The organism is Arsenicicoccus sp. UBA7492, from assembly GCF_002479615.1.
GTDB lineage: Bacteria > Actinomycetota > Actinomycetes > Actinomycetales > Dermatophilaceae > Arsenicicoccus > Arsenicicoccus bolidensis.
The window spans coordinates 137,400-152,715 of the sequence record NZ_DLOE01000028.1 but is presented as its reverse complement, the minus strand read 5'-3'; the positions used below and the strand labels follow the sequence as shown (position 1 = coordinate 152,715).

Annotated in this window: 15 protein-coding genes; 6 read left to right on the top strand and 9 right to left on the bottom strand. The window is 72.3% G+C overall.

The annotated features are described in order from the left end of the window. Positions 1-7: 7 nt before the first annotated feature. Both B4E97_RS08485 and B4E97_RS08480 read right to left on the bottom strand, forming a co-directional pair. The gene (locus B4E97_RS08485; RefSeq protein WP_286959496.1) at positions 8-3,370 is read right to left on the bottom strand and encodes an AAA family ATPase; all 3,363 of its coding nucleotides are present in this window, start codon (positions 3,368-3,370) and stop codon (positions 8-10) included. Next, the gene (locus B4E97_RS08480; protein ID WP_029210587.1) at positions 3,367-4,518 is read right to left on the bottom strand and encodes an exonuclease SbcCD subunit D; all 1,152 of its coding nucleotides are present in this window, start codon (positions 4,516-4,518) and stop codon (positions 3,367-3,369) included. The genes B4E97_RS08485 and B4E97_RS08480 overlap by 4 nt, the downstream gene beginning before the upstream one ends. Before the next feature lie 130 nt (positions 4,519-4,648). On the opposite strand from B4E97_RS08480, the gene B4E97_RS08475 reads away from it, so the two are divergent. Then, on the top strand, positions 4,649-6,127 hold the full coding sequence (locus tag B4E97_RS08475; protein WP_019285807.1) for a hypothetical protein: 1,479 nt from the start codon (positions 4,649-4,651) through the stop codon (positions 6,125-6,127). Here the strand turns inward: B4E97_RS08475 and B4E97_RS08470 are convergent, their stop codons facing one another. Further along, positions 6,128-6,763, bottom strand: coding sequence for a histidine phosphatase family protein (locus B4E97_RS08470; RefSeq protein WP_239262357.1), 636 nt, complete (start codon positions 6,761-6,763; stop codon positions 6,128-6,130). It abuts the gene before it with no gap. Between the two features lie 18 nt (positions 6,764-6,781). Here B4E97_RS08470 and B4E97_RS08465 point away from each other — a divergent pair, with 18 nt between their 5' ends. The 5 genes from B4E97_RS08465 (at position 6,782) to B4E97_RS08445 (ending at position 9,922) form a co-directional block, all read left to right on the top strand. Further along, positions 6,782-7,258 carry an OsmC family protein gene (locus tag B4E97_RS08465; RefSeq protein ID WP_286959495.1) on the top strand — a complete coding sequence of 159 codons (477 nt, stop codon included), beginning with the start codon at positions 6,782-6,784 and terminating at the stop codon, positions 7,256-7,258. 41 nt (positions 7,259-7,299) lie between these two features. Continuing rightward, complete coding sequence (locus B4E97_RS08460) at positions 7,300-8,187, top strand: universal stress protein (RefSeq protein WP_286959494.1); 888 nt, start codon at positions 7,300-7,302, stop codon at positions 8,185-8,187. A gap of 119 nt (positions 8,188-8,306) precedes the next feature. Then, on the top strand, positions 8,307-8,702 hold the full coding sequence (locus B4E97_RS08455) for a DUF2695 domain-containing protein (protein WP_029210588.1): 396 nt from the start codon (positions 8,307-8,309) through the stop codon (positions 8,700-8,702). Between the two features lie 30 nt (positions 8,703-8,732). Next, a complete protein-coding gene (locus B4E97_RS08450; protein ID WP_286959492.1) occupies positions 8,733-9,200 on the top strand; it encodes a tetratricopeptide repeat protein in 468 nt (155 codons plus the stop codon). A gap of 23 nt (positions 9,201-9,223) precedes the next feature. After that, positions 9,224-9,922, top strand: a complete 699-nt coding sequence (locus B4E97_RS08445) for a type 1 glutamine amidotransferase domain-containing protein (protein ID WP_286959491.1) — start codon at positions 9,224-9,226, stop codon at positions 9,920-9,922. A 116-nt stretch (positions 9,923-10,038) separates the two neighbouring features. On the opposite strand, the gene B4E97_RS08440 is transcribed toward B4E97_RS08445, so the two are convergent. From B4E97_RS08440 to B4E97_RS08415, 6 genes are all read right to left on the bottom strand, one after another. Beyond that, on the bottom strand, positions 10,039-10,554 hold the full coding sequence (locus B4E97_RS08440) for an NUDIX hydrolase (RefSeq protein WP_019285814.1): 516 nt from the start codon (positions 10,552-10,554) through the stop codon (positions 10,039-10,041). A gap of 8 nt (positions 10,555-10,562) precedes the next feature. After that, complete coding sequence (locus tag B4E97_RS08435) at positions 10,563-12,077, bottom strand: Hsp70 family protein (protein ID WP_029210590.1); 1,515 nt, start codon at positions 12,075-12,077, stop codon at positions 10,563-10,565. A 90-nt stretch (positions 12,078-12,167) separates the two neighbouring features. Continuing rightward, a complete protein-coding gene (gene amrS / locus B4E97_RS08430; protein WP_286959489.1) occupies positions 12,168-13,244 on the bottom strand; it encodes an AmmeMemoRadiSam system radical SAM enzyme in 1,077 nt (358 codons plus the stop codon). After that, positions 13,241-13,834, bottom strand: coding sequence for an AmmeMemoRadiSam system protein A (gene amrA / locus B4E97_RS08425; RefSeq protein WP_019285817.1), 594 nt, complete (start codon positions 13,832-13,834; stop codon positions 13,241-13,243). The genes amrS and amrA overlap by 4 nt, the downstream gene beginning before the upstream one ends. Beyond that, complete coding sequence (amrB, locus tag B4E97_RS08420; protein WP_286959488.1) at positions 13,831-14,751, bottom strand: AmmeMemoRadiSam system protein B; 921 nt, start codon at positions 14,749-14,751, stop codon at positions 13,831-13,833. Before amrB ends, amrA begins: the two co-directional genes overlap by 4 nt. Before the next feature lie 72 nt (positions 14,752-14,823). Then, positions 14,824-15,246, bottom strand: coding sequence for a YybH family protein (locus tag B4E97_RS08415; RefSeq protein WP_084412465.1), 423 nt, complete (start codon positions 15,244-15,246; stop codon positions 14,824-14,826). Positions 15,247-15,316 lie beyond the last annotated feature (70 nt).

Below are 15,316 nucleotides of genomic sequence, written 5' to 3'. Positions count from 1 at the left end.
AGGCGAGTCACACGGCCTCCGGCAGGGCGCGGACCTCGAGGGAGGAGCCGTTCTGGGTCCGGATCAGCCTGACCTGGGCTGGAATTCGCTGCCTGAGCTCGGCGACGTGGCTGATGATGCCGACGCTGCGACCGCCTGCTCGGAGGCCGTCGAGGACCTCCATCACGTGCTCCAGAGCCGCCTCGTCGAGCGTGCCGAACCCCTCGTCGACGAACAGTGTGTCCAGGTCGACACCGCCGGCCTCGGCCCGTACTGCGTCGCCCAGCCCGAGCGCGAGCGCCAGGGAAGCCATGAAGGTCTCACCGCCGGACAGCGTCGTCGTGTCGCGTGCCTTGCCGCTCCAGGCGTCGACGACCTCCAGACCCAGCCCGCTGCGAGCACCGCGCGCCGCCAGCCGGTCGGAGTGGCGCAGCTCGTAGCGGCCGTCGGTCATCACGGCGAGCCGCTCGTTGGCCAGCACGACGACCTCCTCGAGACGGGCCGCCAGCACGTAGGTGGGCAGGCTCATCCGGCGCAGGTTGTTGGCACCGGTCCCGGCCACCGTGTCCGCGACCTCACGGATGGTGTCGGCACGACGCACGGCAGGAGCCAGCGACTCGAGGAGGCCGAGCACCTCGGCGGTGTGCCGGGCGAGGAGCGCGCCGGCGTCCTCCGCGACCCGCGCGGAGCCGGTCGCTTCGCGCGCAGCCGCCCTGGCGCGCTCCACCCTGATCGCCAGGGCCTCCAGGTCAGGGGTGTCGGTGGCCATCGCGTCGGCCACCTCGGGGTCGTCGAGGACGGCGCGTGCCTGCAGGAGGGCCTGGTCGTGGCGCGCCAGGGTGGTCTCGAGCCGGCGCCGCTGCTCGGTGGGCAGCGCGGCCGCTCGCACCTCCTGCGCGTCCTCGAAGTCTGAGCCCTGCAGGCTCTCGGCCAGGGTCTCCTCGGCTCGGAGCAGGTCGCGTCGAGCCCGTGCGTGGGCGGAGCGGGTCTCGTGCAGCACTCCCAGTGACTCGACCGCAGAGCGAACGCTCGTGAGGAGCTCACGGACCAGTGACGCACGCGGGACCGAGGACCGCTGCGGGGAGTCGGCCGGGGGGAGCACGAGCTGCAGGGTCTCCTCCTCACCGAGCTCGTCGAGCAGCCTCCAGGCCTCGGCGCGCTCGGCCTCGCTGCGGCTGCGGGCCAGCTCGACGCGTGAGCGGGCCGCCGCCAGCTGCTCGGAAGCGGCGCCGAGCGCGGTCCGCCGGCGCTCGATGTCGAGGTCCGCCTCGTGCAGGCGCGCCTCAGCCTTGACCAGAGCGGCAGCGGCCCGCTGCGCCGCGGTGTGATGCGCCTGGGCCGTGGCCAGGGCCGGCGCGACCTCCTCCGCCGGCAGGTCGTCGAGCGTGGCGAGCCGGTCGCGCAGCTCGTCGGCGTGCGCGGCCCGGGTGGCGCGAGCGGACTCGAGCGCGGACACCGCCTCGACCTCCGCGGACCGGGCCTGGGCGAGGACCGCCTCGGCGGCCTCCACGTCCTCGGACGTGACCAGGTCGCCGGCCTCGCCCGTGGCAGGGTCCGGATGCTCGGTCGCCCCGCACACCGGGCAGGGCTCGTCCGTCTCGAGGCCGAGCGCCAGCTCGGCCGCCAGGCCGTCGGCGCGTCGGCGGTGGAGCCGGGCGGCGTCCTCCTGCCGGGCACTGCGCTCCGCCGCAGCGGACGCGGCAGCGCGCGCGTGCGCGTCAACCCGTCCCTCGTCCGCGGTCAGCGTCTTGATGCGCGCCGCCGCGTCTCGAAGCCGCTCGACCTTGAGCCGGGCCGACTCCGCTCCCTCTGCCGTCGCGGTCAGCGCAGCCATGGCCTCGGCCTGCTCGGTCCGGGTGCCCTGGGCGCGCTCCAGGCGCGTCCGTGACTCCGCCACCGCGGCGGCGTGCCCGGTGACGGCTGCCGCGCTGGTCTCGGCCTCCTCCCGAGCGCTGTCCGCGTGGGACACCTGGACCGCGATGCGGGTGGCGAGGTCCGCCGCAGCGTCGACGCGGCGGGTGACGTCCCGCAGCACCTGCTCGTCGAGCTCGTCGAGCTGGTCGGGCTCGTCGGGCTGGTCGGGCTGTTCGGGCTCGTCGGGCTGTTCGGCGCCTCCCGGCTGTACGTCGAGACCCGCGTCGTCAGGTGCAGCCCGTGGCCGCAGGCCGAGGCCCGAGCCCAGTCCCGCGGGGAGGGCCTCGACCGCCTGACCATGAGCGGCCGCCGCCTCGACCGCGGCCGCAGACCGCTGGGAGGCGGTGGTGACGTAGGCGATGAGCTCGGCCGCCGCCGCCGCGCGACCAACCTGCGCCCGCACCGACCGGATGTCGTCGGCCTGCGCCTCGAGGCCGGCGAGCGTGGCTGTGGCCGTCGCCGCCTTGGCGCGCAGGGCGTGCACCCGGCGCCCGGTCTCGTCGGCGCTCGCGGCGCCTCGGCGGGCCGCGTCCGCGTCGGCGGCCGCAGCGCCGAGCGCGGCGACCACGCTCTCGACCCGGGCGCGGAGCGTCGTGAGTGCCTGCCTGATGGCGTCAGCGTCGGACGCCGTGGTGTCCACGAGCAGGTCCTCCACGGCATCCGTCGCCTCGGGCGTCGGGCTCGTCGCCTGCCCGTGCGCGAGGTCCGCGCCCACGGGCTGCCGCCGGTCGTCGTGGGGTGACTTCTCGGGCTGGGTGGGGTCGTGGACGGCGTTGCTCGATGCGGGCGCTGGTGCAACGGCCAGCGCCTGGCCCGCGGCGTCGTTGACGCGGGTGAGCGTGCTCGTGAGACGCGCACGCGCCTCCTTGACCTCGGCCTCCACCTCGCGGCGCCGGGCCTCCAGCCAACGCTGCACCTGCTCGAACCGCGTGGTGTCGAACAGTCGCTGCAGGATCGCGGCACGCTCGTCCGTCGAGGCCCGCAGGAAGCGGGCGAACTCGCCCTGGGGGAGCAGGACGACCGTGGCGAACTGCTCGAGGCCCAGGCCCACCACCTCGCGGACGATCCCGCCGACCTCGTCGGCGCGACCGGACCCACGGTCGATCCAGCTGCCCTCGACGCGCTCGACCATGACGACCTTGTGCTGCTGCCTCGTCGTTCCGGTGCCGCGCTTCTTGGGGCGTTCGTACTCCGGGGAGCGGGTGGTCCGGAACCGCCGGGAGCCCACCGACCACTCGAGCTCGACCTCGGGGACCGCCTCGGCAGCCGCATGGTCCGAGCGCAGGGACCCCTTCTGCCGGGCGCCCGGGACGTCGCCGTAGAGGGCGAAGCACACGGCGTCGAGCAGGCTGGTCTTGCCTGCGCCGGTCGGGCCGTTGATGAGGAACAGCCCGGCCGCGCCGAGCTCGTCGAGGTCGACCTCGACCGTGCCGGCGAAGGGGCCGAAGGCGGTGACCCGCAGGTGGTGCAGCTTCACGTCGATCCCTCCCCGCTGGAGGCGACGCGGACGGCCTCGAGAGCCTCGACGACCACGGCGTGCTCCTCGGCACTGGGGGTCGCCCCGCCGCGGACGTGCTCCAGGAAGCCGTCCACCAGCTCGGGGTCGGACGCGACGCGGATGCGGGCGGCATACGACCGGCTCTGCGACGGCTCGATCCCCTGGGGGTCGAGCTGCAGGGACAAGGTGTGGGGGAAACGTCGGCGGACCTTGTCGATGGCATCGAGCGGACGGACCGCGTCGGTCAGCGTGACCTGGCAGTAGGCGGACTCGGCGGCCTGGTGCGCCGGGTCGCGCAGCAGGTCCTCGAGGTCGCCTCGCAGGACCGCCAGAGGCGTGTGGACGGGGGCCTCGATCCGCTCGGTCCGGACGTCGCCGGAGCGCGCGTCGCCGAGGTCCACCAGCCACGACGACTTGGTGTGCCGAGCCTCGGAGAAGCTCATGGCGACGGGGGACCCGGAGTAGCGCACCCGCTCGTCGAGCGTCTGGGCGCCGTGCAGGTGCCCGAGGCCCACGTAGTCGGCCTCGCGGAACAGGGAGAGGGGCACGTCGCCCACCCCGCCCACGCTGATGTCCCGCTCGCTGTCGCTCGCCTCGCCTCCGGTGACGAAGGCGTGCGCCAGCACCACCACCGGCCCTTGGTGCCGCTCGGCGTCGGCCGTCACCCGAGCCAGCGCCCGCTCGATGACCCCGTGGTGGGACCGCTCGGCGCCGTCGAGCTCGTCCGCCACCACCGACGGCTCGAGGTAGGGCAGGGCATAGATGCGGGTGGCGCCGATCGTGATGGGCCGCGACAGGTCGGCGACCGACGTGCGCAGGTGGACCCCCGCCCGCTCGAGCAGCGGGCCACCGAAGCCGAGCCGCACCGCGGAGTCGTGGTTGCCGCTCGCCAGCACCACCTGGGCCCCCGCGTCGGTGATGCGGCGCAGGGCCTCCGAGAGCAGCGACACGGTCTGCGGGGCCGGCAGCGCCCGGTCGTAGACGTCGCCCGCGATCGCCACGACGTCGACGCCCTCCGAGCGCACCACCTCCACAAGGTGGTCGAGGAACTGCTCCTGGGCAGGCAGCAGCCCGACCTGGTGGAAGGAACGGCCCAGGTGCCAGTCCGAGGTGTGGAGCATCCGCATGGTCGACACCCTAGGAGCGACCACCGACAGACCCTCGGGGACGCGCCCTCGAGCGGCAGATCGCAGACCGGACGCGCCGCGGACCGGTCATGGTGCGCGCCGCGGCCCCGCATGTGGTGCGCTAGTCCGCATGGGTCAAGAGATCTCCGCCGGGCTGAACGCCCGCGAGCTGCGTCAACGTTATCGAGAAAAGGTCCAGCAGTGCCTGGACGTGCTGGAGCGCATGCTCGGGCAGCAGGACTTCGAGACCAGCGAGCCGATGGCAGGACTGGAGATCGAGATGAACCTCGTCGACCAGGACCTGCGACCCAGCATGACCAACGAGGCGGTTCTCGAGGCCATCGACGACCCCTTCTTCCAGAGCGAGCTCGCGCGCTTCAACATCGAGCTCAACGTCGAGCCGGAGCCGCTCGCGGGCGATCGCCTCCACGCGCTGGAGCAGACGCTGCGCGAGCACCTGCGCGCGGCCCGGGACAAGACCGGTGACACGGACATCGTCACCATCGGCATCCTGCCCACGCTGACCAAGGAGCACCTGGGGCGTGACGCGCTGACGCCGACGCCGCGCTACCTCGGGCTCAACGACGCGATCATGGAGGCGCGGGGCGAGGACCTGCTCCTGGACATGGAGGGACGGGGCGGCGAGCGGGTGGCCACCTTCGTGGACACGATCGCTCCCGAGGCCGCCTGCACGTCGGTGCAGTGCCACCTGCAGGTCGCGCCCGCGGACTTCGCGAACTTCTGGAACGCCGCGCAGGCCATCGCGGGGGTGCAGATGGCGGTGGGGGCCAACTCGCCATACCTCTTTGGCTCCCAGCTCTGGGCAGAGACGCGGATCCAGCTGTTCCACCAGGCCACGGACACCCGCCCGATCGAGCTGCGCAACCAGGGGGTGCGGCCGAGAGTGTGGTTCGGTGAGCGGTGGGTGACCTCGATCTTCGACCTGTTCGAGGAGAACGTCCGCTACTTCCCCGCGCTCATCCCCGAGGTCAGCGAGGAGGACCCGGTGGGTGTGATGGAGTCGGGCACGGCTCCCGAGCTGTCCGAGCTCAAGCTGCACAACGGCACCGTCTATCGCTGGAACCGCCCCATCTACGACACCGTGAACGGCAAGCCGCACCTGCGGGTGGAGAACCGCGTCCTGCCGGCCGGCCCCACCGTGGCCGACACGATGGCCAACGCGGCCTTCTACTACGGCCTCGTCAACGCTCTCGTCAGCATGGAGCGGCCGCTGTGGTCCAAGATGAGCTTCGCCTCGGCCAAGGAGAACTTCTTCGCCGGTGCCCGCCGAGGCTTCAACGCCAACCTCTACTGGCCGGGTCGCGGTGACGTCCCCGTGGACGAGCTGGTCCTGCGCCAGCTGCTGCCGTTGGCCGACTCGGGACTGGAGTCGTGGGGGGTGGCGACAGCCGTGCGCGACCGCTACCTCGGCATCATCGAGGAGCGGTGCAAGGCCGAGATGAACGGCGCGGCCTGGCAGGTGCGCTGCGTGGACCGGCTGCAGGACCGGGGCGCCAACCGCGACGAGGCCCTGCGGCGGATGCTGCACCGCTACGTCGACAACATGCACGAGGGTGAGCCCGTGCACACGTGGTCGCTGCCGCGCTGATCAGCGCGGTGCGGGCTGGTTCCAGCGCTGGATCGAGGGGAAGGCCCGCTCGTAGCCCAGCACGCTGATCGACCCGGCGTGCAGCTCCAGCTGGGCTCCGAACCTCGGCTCGGTGCGCAGCCACACGCTGGTGAGGATCCGAGTGGTGTGGCCGTGCCCGACCAGCACGACGTCCTTGCCCTCCTTGAGGACGGGCATCACGCGGTCGATGACCGCGCGCGCCCGGGCGGCGACCTGCTCGATCGACTCGCCGGGGCTGTCGCCGGCGGCGACCCCGTCCTGCCAGACCGTCCAGTCGTAGCCGAGCTCCTCGCGGATCTCGGCCGTCGTGCGGCCCTCGTAGCCGCCGTAGTCCCACTCCACGAGATTGGGGTCGATCTCGGGCTCGGGCAGACCCACGAGCTCGGCGGTGCGTCGCGCTCGCCGCATGGGGGACGACAGGACCAGTGCGAAGTCGAACTCCTCGAGCAGGGGAGCGGTGCGGCGCGCCGCCTCCTCGCCGTGCTCGGTGAGGTCCAGGTCGGTGGTGCCGGTGTGCTTCATGGCCTTGGACCACTCCGTCTCGCCGTGACGGATCAGGACGAGTCGGCCCTCGGGGACGGGGCGGACGGTGGGGCTACCGGTGTCGTTGCTCACGGTGGCAGGCTAGCGGTCATGACGACCTCCCAGCAGCCTGACCACCGCCGTTCCGTCCAGCTCGAGCGGACCAGCCTCGGGCGGTATGCCGCCACCAACGCTCGCGGCGGGACGCTCGAGCTGGGCACCGGCGAGGACGCGGCGTTCACCCCCGTCGAGGCCCTGCTGGCCGCGATCGGAGGCTGCTCAATGGTCGACGTCGACCACCTCACCTCGCGGCGTGCCGAGCCTGCGCGGTTCTCGGTGGAGGTGGGTGGCGACAAGGTCAAGGTCGACGGCGAGTCGCGCCTCGAGGGCCTGACGATCACCTGGCAGGTCACCTTCCCGGAGGGAGCGGAGGGCGACGCGGCCCGCCGGGTGCTCCCTGACGCGATCCGTATGTCGCACGACCGGCTCTGCACGGTGGGGCGCACCGTCGAGGTGGGGACCCCCATCGCTAACATCGAGTCAGGTGAGGAGCCTCGCCGGGAGCAGGTGCGACCGGACGCCGAGTGACCCCACGACGCGGGCTCCGCCGACGAGCGAAGGAGCCTGTCATGACCCACGACACCATCCCCACTGACCGCATCGTCGTCGGGGTCGACGGCTCAGCGCTCGCGCGCCCGGCCCTGGAGTGGGCGGCTCGCGAGGCTGAGGGACGCAGGGCGGGACTGCTGCTCGTGATGGCTCAAGAGGTCGCGCAGCCTGGGCCGCACGAGCTGGGGTGGTCCTACGGGCTCGAGGAGCTCGTCCAGCAGGGCACGGAGCGGGTCCTGGACGAGGCCCAGGCTGCCGTCCATGGGTCCAACCCCGAGCTGGAGGTGACGACGCAGGCAGTCTGGGGCAGCCCTTCGGCGGCGCTGATCGAGGCGTCCCGGCACGCGCAGCTCGTGGTCACGGGAAGCCGCGGGGCGGGCGGCTGGGAGGGGCTGCTGCTCGGCAGCGTCTCGGGTGCTGTCGCTGCGCACGCGCACTGTCCCGTGGTCGTCGTCCCCGACCGTGCGGCCGGAGCCCCGGCAGACGGACCGGTGGTGCTCGGCGTCGACGACTCGGCCGAGGGGCACCGGGCCGCGGCGTTCGCCTTCGGGGAGGCCGACGGTCGAGGTGTGCCGCTGGTGGCCGTCCGGGCCTGGACGATGGAGTTCGAGGGCGGCGTCGTCCCGACGGAGCAGGGCTCCTCCGCGCACGACGAGATGAGCCGGCGTCATACCGAGTTGGTGGAGCACGTGCTCCACCAAGGCCGTGAGCAGCACCCGGAGGTGGTCGTCGAGGCCCGCATCCGCCGCGGCTCGTCGGTCAAGGCACTCGCGGAGGAGTCCCGCAGCGCCTCAATGGTCGTCGTGGGCAGCCGCGGGCGGGGTGGCTTCGCGGGCATGCTGCTCGGGTCGACCAGCCGGCAGGTCCTGCAGGCCTCGCACGCACCGGTGGCCGTGGTCCGCGTCTGAACGACGAGTTGTCCACAGCTCGTCTCGTCTCCTTGACCGTCGTCCACAGGCGGCCGCCGATCGTCCGACGGCCCGCCCCTCGCCCGCCAGACTGGGCCCGGCGAGGGAGGAGACCCCAGATGACGGTGGCGGACATCGACCCGACGGAGGTCGTGCGCGAGCTGATGGGCGCGCACCCGCACGAGTGCGTCGTGTGCTACGTGGGACGCATGGTGCAGCGGTTCGACTGCGACGGGTCGTGGCGGTGGGTCGAGACGTGGCGCGAGCAGCGGGCACCGCGCGCCAGCCGTCTCGAGCGTCGGCTCGGCGCGCGCGGGGCGTCGTGCGACTGCGAGCTGCAGCTGCGGGCCTACGAGGTGGAGCCACGAGCGCTCGCCGTGTCCTGGGACGGCCCGATCGCGTCGGTCGGTCACTGCCTCGAGGTCCGGGCGGGATCGACGCAGCCGTGCCGCCTCTGGCGCCTGGCGCAGCGCAACTGGTGGGCGGGGGAATGTCATGCGCCGCAGACGTGTTAGGCCGACATCGTCCTGACCGAAGGAGCACCCGTGGAGGACCTGCGCTACCTGCAGCTGTCGATGGCCGAGCACCTGTTCGAGCAGAAGAAGTACACCTCGGCCGCCCACTCGCTGTCCGACCTGCTGGAGTCCGAGCCCGACAACGTCGCCGTCCGACTCCTCCTCGCCCGCGCCTACTACCACTCGGCCCAGCTCGGTCGGGCCGAGGAGCAGCTCACCGAGCTCGTCGACCGAGCCCCGACGGACGACTACGTCCGGCTGCTGCTCGCCCGCACGCTCGAGCGTCAGGGGCGAGGGGTCGAGGCGGCCACGCAACGTCGGATCCTGGCGGCGCTGACCGGCGACGACAGCCACCTGGCGTCGACCCCGGAGAACAACAGCCACCTCGGGCAGACCCGGGAGCCGGTGGCGGAGGCGCCCTACGAGGCGCCATCGGGGCACACCCGTGGCGAGGGCTCCCCGGAGGCGCCGGACGCCGGCCCCGGGACTGCCTCGTGACCATCGTGGGTATGCCGAGCCGCATGACACGCACCCCCAAGCGCATCCTGATCGTCGTCACGAGCACCCCCCGCTACACCTCTGCCGGCTACCGCACCGGGCTGTGGCTGGGGGAGCTGACCCACTTCTACGACGTCGTCACCGACGCCGGCCACGAGGTGACCATCGCGAGCATCGGCGGAGGGGCCGTGCCGCTCGACCCCGAGAGCCTGTCCACGATGATGCTCAAGAGCGGGGGCACCGGTGAGCGCTACGCCGACCCGGCCTTCATGTCCCTGCTGGACGACACCGTCCGGGTCGAGGACCTCACGGCGGACGAGTTCGACGCCATCTACCTGACCGGCGGCCACGGCGTGATGTTCGACTTCCCGACCAGCGAGGCACTCGGCGCCCTGGTCGCCGATCTCGACGCCCAGGGCAAGGTCGTCTCTGCGGTGTGCCACGGCCCTGCCGGACTGCTCGGCGCCCGTCGCGAGGACGGCACACCCGTCATCAAGGGACGCAAGGTGACGGGCTTCTCCTGGCCCGAGGAGAAGCTGGCCAAGCGCCAGGATGCCGTGCCCTTCCGCCTGGACGAGGAGCTCAAGGCGCTGGGAGCCAAGTACTCCAAGGCGCTGCTGCCCTTCAAGGACAACGTGGTGCGCGACAAGAACCTCATCACGGGGCAGAACCCCCAGAGCGCGGAGAGCGTCGCCAAGGCGGTGCTCAAGCGTCTGAAGTGACGCCCAGCCGCCCTGAGGCATGTACGGCGAGCGATCGAGAGGATCAGGCGCCCAAGTCGCACCGAGGTTCAGCTGCACCGAGGTTCAGGTGCCCCTAGGTTCAGGTGCGCGGAGGTTCAGGCGCCCGCACGCCGCTGTGGTGGGCCTGCTAGGTGTGCCAGGGCGACGTCGACCAGCGAGACGTGGTCGAGGGCGTGCACCTCGGCCATGGGGAACCACCGGGCCTCGTCCGTGGTGCCCGCGACCTCGTTGGTGAGGATGCCACCGACGACCGTGGCCTCGTGCAGGACCCGCACCGCTCTGAGCGGGCGACCGGATCCGCTCCACCGCTGCTCGGCGGGGATGACGCGGGTGTCCACGGCCAGGAGGGGACCGAGCTCGACCTCGAGCCCGGTCTCTTCCGCGGCCTCGCGCACGGACGCCTCGGCCACCGTCTCGTGCAGCTCGACCCCGCCTCCGGGCAGCGTCCACATCGGGCGCGTCCCTTCGTTCCAGAGCGCGAGCAGGAGGCGGCCCTCATCGTCGACGATCACGCAGTAGGCCGCGAGCCGGGTGTCGTACTCGGTGTAATCCGGGTGGCCGGGGTGGCCGGGGTCCCCCGTGCGATCACCAGCACTCGATCCGTCCACCACGGCCGGACCTACCCGTCCGCGCGCAGGGCGTGGACCTGGCTGTAGCCACTGTCGAGGTCGGTGATGCGCACCTGCACGATCCCGTGCTCGTCCAGGGTGTAGCGCTCCTCGACCAGCGGGCCGTCGTCCCGACGCTGCACGGGGACGCGGGTCAGGTCACGGCCGTCGCGCAGGACGGGGTCGAAGGGGAAGAGAACCTCGGCGAAAGGGACGAGATCTCCGGTGGGGCCACCGTGCTCGTCGAGGTCGGTGTGCTCGACGTAGCGGTACCACCCGACGTCGTGGGCCGCGCGATATCGACGGGTGGCCGTGCGGCAGCCGCTCGGTTCGAGGACGTCGGTGCGCCCGAGGATGGGGTCGAAGCCGACGGCCTCCCCGTCGCGCAGCTCTCGGAAGACGCCGAAACCGCGCGACAGCCGGTCCCGGAGCGAGTAGCCCGCGTCGTCGTCGGTCGCGATGGCCAACCCGATGGCGGTGGACGCCGCGGGCAGCGGTGAGCGGTGAACTCGCCGACCGAACCTTTCCTTGAGCAGCCGCGGGACGAGAGGCAGGCCGCTCGCACCCCCGACGAGATAGATGCCGGCCACGTCGTGCAGCTCGTCGACGTGGTCGTCGGCGTCTCCCATCAGCGGGCCCATGGCGTCCACCGTCTGCTCAACGAGCGGTGTGGCACGGCCGTAGAACGCGGTGACAGGGACACCGACCTCGGTCCCGGCGACCTCGAGGGTCAGGCGCCGGGTCTGGGGTGACAGGTGCTCCTTGAGCTCTCTGGCCTGCTCCAGGAGGTCGTCGCGGTCGGGGGCCGAGAGGTCGTCCACCCGCTGGTGGATCGACTCGGCGGCCAGGTCGGCCAGGAGCAGGTCGAAGTCGTCGCCACCCACGTGGTTGAGACCCACCGTCCCGAGCACCTCGTGGTGGGTGCCCGCGACGTCGACCACCGAGGCGTCGAAGGTCCCGCCGCCGAGGTCGTAGACGACGACGCGGGTGCGGTTGCGGGTGATCTCCCGGCGTCTGCGGTGCGTGAACTCGAACCCCGCGGCCGAGGGCTCGTTGAGCATGGCGACCACGGTGAAGCCCGCCCGCCGGAAGGCCTCCAGCGTCAGGAAGCGCTGCGGTCCGTGAGCGTGGGCGGGGACCCCGACGGCCGCCTGCAGCTCGGAGTCAACGGTCAGCTCTTCGGACAGGCTCGACTGCTCGACCAGGGCCGTGCGCAGAGCAGCGGCGTATGCCGTCAGCAGCTCCAGCACGGGGACCTGCCTGGTGCCGACGGTGACGGGTGTCTCGGCTGTCACGTCCGGGGCTGCCAGCACCCGCTTGAAGGACCGCGTCAGCGGTGCCCCGGCTCGAGCGGCCGCCAGCGCCTCGAAGCCGAACACGAGCCGGTCATCGTCCAGCGCGACCACCGACGGCAGGTGCTCGTGCGCCTCGCCGTCTCCGTCGTAGAAGGTGACGACCGGATAGTTGCCGCGGTCGGCCGTGGCGACGATGGTGCGAGTGGTGCCGAGATCCACGCCGAGCTTCATGCGAACAGCCTAGTGAGCCCGGGCCGACGACGAGCGGGCCGTCTCAAGGCCCTGGAGAGCAAGCCGCCTCACCTCGCCGCACCCGACGTGTCAGCGCCCCGCGGGCGTGATCCTCAGCGGGATGCGGCGGGTGCCGAAGTCGCCGGGCTGGTCGGCATACCGGCCCGGGAGAGAGATGCCGCAGCGCTCGCACCGGCCCTGCTCGTCGAGCCGGTAGCCCGTGATGGTGTAGCCGGCGCGCTCGATCACCGCTGAGCCGCATCCGGGACATCGCGTCGTGTCGCCCTCAGGGTTGCGCGCGTTGCCGGTGTAGGCGAAGTGCTCGCCGGCGTCCGTCGCGATGCGTCTGGCGCGCTCCAGGGTGTCGACCGGAGTGCGCGGCACGTCTCGCATCCGGTTGTCGGGGTGGAAGGCCGTGAAGTGGTGCGGCAGGTCCGGGCCGAACTCTGCCACGACCCACCGGCACATGCGCTCGATCTCGTCGTCGCTGTCGTTGTGCCCCGGGATGAGCAGCGTGGTCAGCTCGACCCACACGTCGGTCTCGTGGACCAGATAGGTGAGGGTCGCGAGCACCGTGTCGAGACGCGCGCCGGTGACCCCGCGGTAGAACTCGGGGGAGAAGCCCTTGAGGTCGACGTTCGCGGCGTCCATGGGCGCGAAGAAGTCGCGACGTGCCTCGCCCTGGACGTAGCCCGCGGTCACGGCGATCGTCCGGACCCCGCGCTCGTGGCAGGCGTGCGCGACGTCGATGGCGTACTCCGCGAAGATCACCGGGTCGTTGTAGGTGAAGGCCACCGAGGCGGCCTGCCAGTCGCGGGCCGCGTCGGCGATCTGTGCGGGGGAGGCGTCGTCCTGCAGGCGGTCCATCTCGCGGGACGTGGAGATGTCCCAGTTCTGGCAGAAGCGACAGCCGAGGTTGCACCCCGCGGTCCCGAAGGACAGGACGCTGGTGCCGGGGTAGAAGTGACGCAGCGGCTTCTTCTCGACGGGGTCGAGGCAGAACCCGCTGGAGCGCCCGTAGGTCGTCAGGTGCAGCTCGCCGCCCTCGTTGCGACGCACGAAGCAGTAGCCGCGTTGCCCCTCGCGCAGCGTGCACTCGCGGGGGCACAGGACGCAACGGACCCGCCCGTCGTCGGTGGCGTGCCAGTAGCGGGCGAGGCTGCTCACGGCTCCTCCTCGAAGGACGTGACGCTGTATCGGGAGAGGCGCACGCCATCGTCCCAGTGGTCCCGGGGCAGGCCCGCCTTGGCGCGCAGGCTGCGCAGGAAGTCCAGGGGGTCGGTGAGCTGGTCCCACACCTGTGGCAGGTAGGTCGCGCGACGACCAGCTGCCTCGAGGACCACCCCGTCCACCCGCGGCCGCAGGGCGAGCACCGCGTCGCGCTCCGACGTGACCTGGATCGGTTCGGGGACCGACAGGACCGACACCTCGATGGCGAGGTGCGGCGCCTCGTCGGGCCCGACCGGCGGGAAGCGCGGGTCCGTGCTGGCCGCCGCCACGGCGTTGGCGCGGACGTCGTCGAGGAGCGGTCGGTATGCCGTCAGCGTGCCGATGCAGCCGCGGAGGCGGCGGTCGAGGTGCAGGGTCACGAACGAGGCGCCGTCGTCGAGCAGCCACCTCTCCCGGGTGGGGCCGTCCAGCGGGTCGGGGAAGTCGGCGTCGGACTGCCGGGCGGCGATGCCGAGGCGGCCGTGGATCGCGCCGCGTGCGACGGCGAGGAGGACGGGGCCGGCGTCGGCCGGGACGGTGGAGGTCATGGCCCGGCCTCCACGAATGCCGTCTCCTCGAACGCCTTCTCCTCGAGCGCGAGGGCCGCGTAGCCGACGACCCGGTCGCGGTCGCCTGCCGTGTCGCCGGACGAGCACGACGCCAGCGCGCGGATCGTGCCCCCTCGGCGGCGGGCGTGCTCCATGAGGCCGTTGATGGGGGTCGCGCCGCAGGCCTGCTCGTGGTCGAGGTCGCCCCTCAGGGCGGTGACCTGGTCGATGGTGTCGCGATCGAGGCGACGGGCGGCGTCATACGGCAGGTAGTGGGACAGGTCGGAGCTGATGACGACGACTGTCGCCGGATCGTCCAGCAGCGCGTCGACGACGTCGGCGACCTCGGAGGGAGTGGCGCGACCGACCGCGAGCGGGACGAGGTCGGCCTGGGGGAGCAGCCGCTGCAGGAAGGGCACGTGGACCTCGATGGAGTGCTCCGGGGCGTGGGCCTCGTCACTGACGACGACCTGGGGCAGCGCTGCCACGGAGGGTGGCACGATCGCCCGGGCCTCCCCGAGAGGGGTGCTCCACGCCGAGGCGCTCGAGGTCGCGACACCACGGAGGGGCACGCGGTGCGTCGGGCCCAGCACCGCGACCCGCTCGATGCCGTCGCGACGGAGGTGGCGGTAGGCGACCGCGGCCGTCGACCCGGAGTAGACGTAGCCGGCGTGCGGGGCGATGACCGACCACGCGCCGAGCCGGATCGGTGCGGTGGCCGCAGGCGAGGCGGTGCGTGACGGGTTCGGGCCGGAGTATTCAGTGGGCGGCGAGTCAGCACGCAGCGGGTCCGTGTGCGGCACTCGTGACGTGCCCGACGTGCCGGCCTCGGCCAGCAGCTGGTCCACCAGCTGCTCGAGGACCGCGGGCTGGGCGGGGTAGAACGTGCCCGCGACGGCGGGTCGTCGCACTGCCATGCGTCCCAGCGTAGGCCGGGCTCGTGGCCGGCGGGGAGATGTGTCGTGCTCGGGACGCGCTCGCGGTCCGGGTCAGGTCGTGGGTTGCGGCAGCGGGTGCTGGCACTGGTCGTCGAGCGGGAGCGAGGTGTGCTCGTGCGTGATGCGCGGGCCGCCATCGCCGGGCTCCCACACCTGGGTGAACCGGGAGACGATCTCCGCGCGCCCGCCCTGGCGATCGTCGGCGGCGTAGAACGCCAGCCCGGAGATGACGACGAGGTCGTCGGAGCCGGCGACCCGTGGTTCGCGGATCTCGCAGATCCCGTTGCCGGACAGGTAGCCGAACCACTCGACGACGGCGGCCCGCCACTCGTCCTTGGAGGGATACTGCCAGGCCGACGTGCCGTCGAAGACCCGGACGTGGTCCGCGTAGAGCTCCAGCAGCCCGTCGACGTCGATCGAGGCGACCGCCTGCTCGTAGGAGGAGATCAGCTGGGTAGCATCCATGCTCATCATGTGAACACCGTATACATCCGTGACGATGCCGCACAAGACCCCTGCCCCCAGGGCCGACCGTGAACGACCG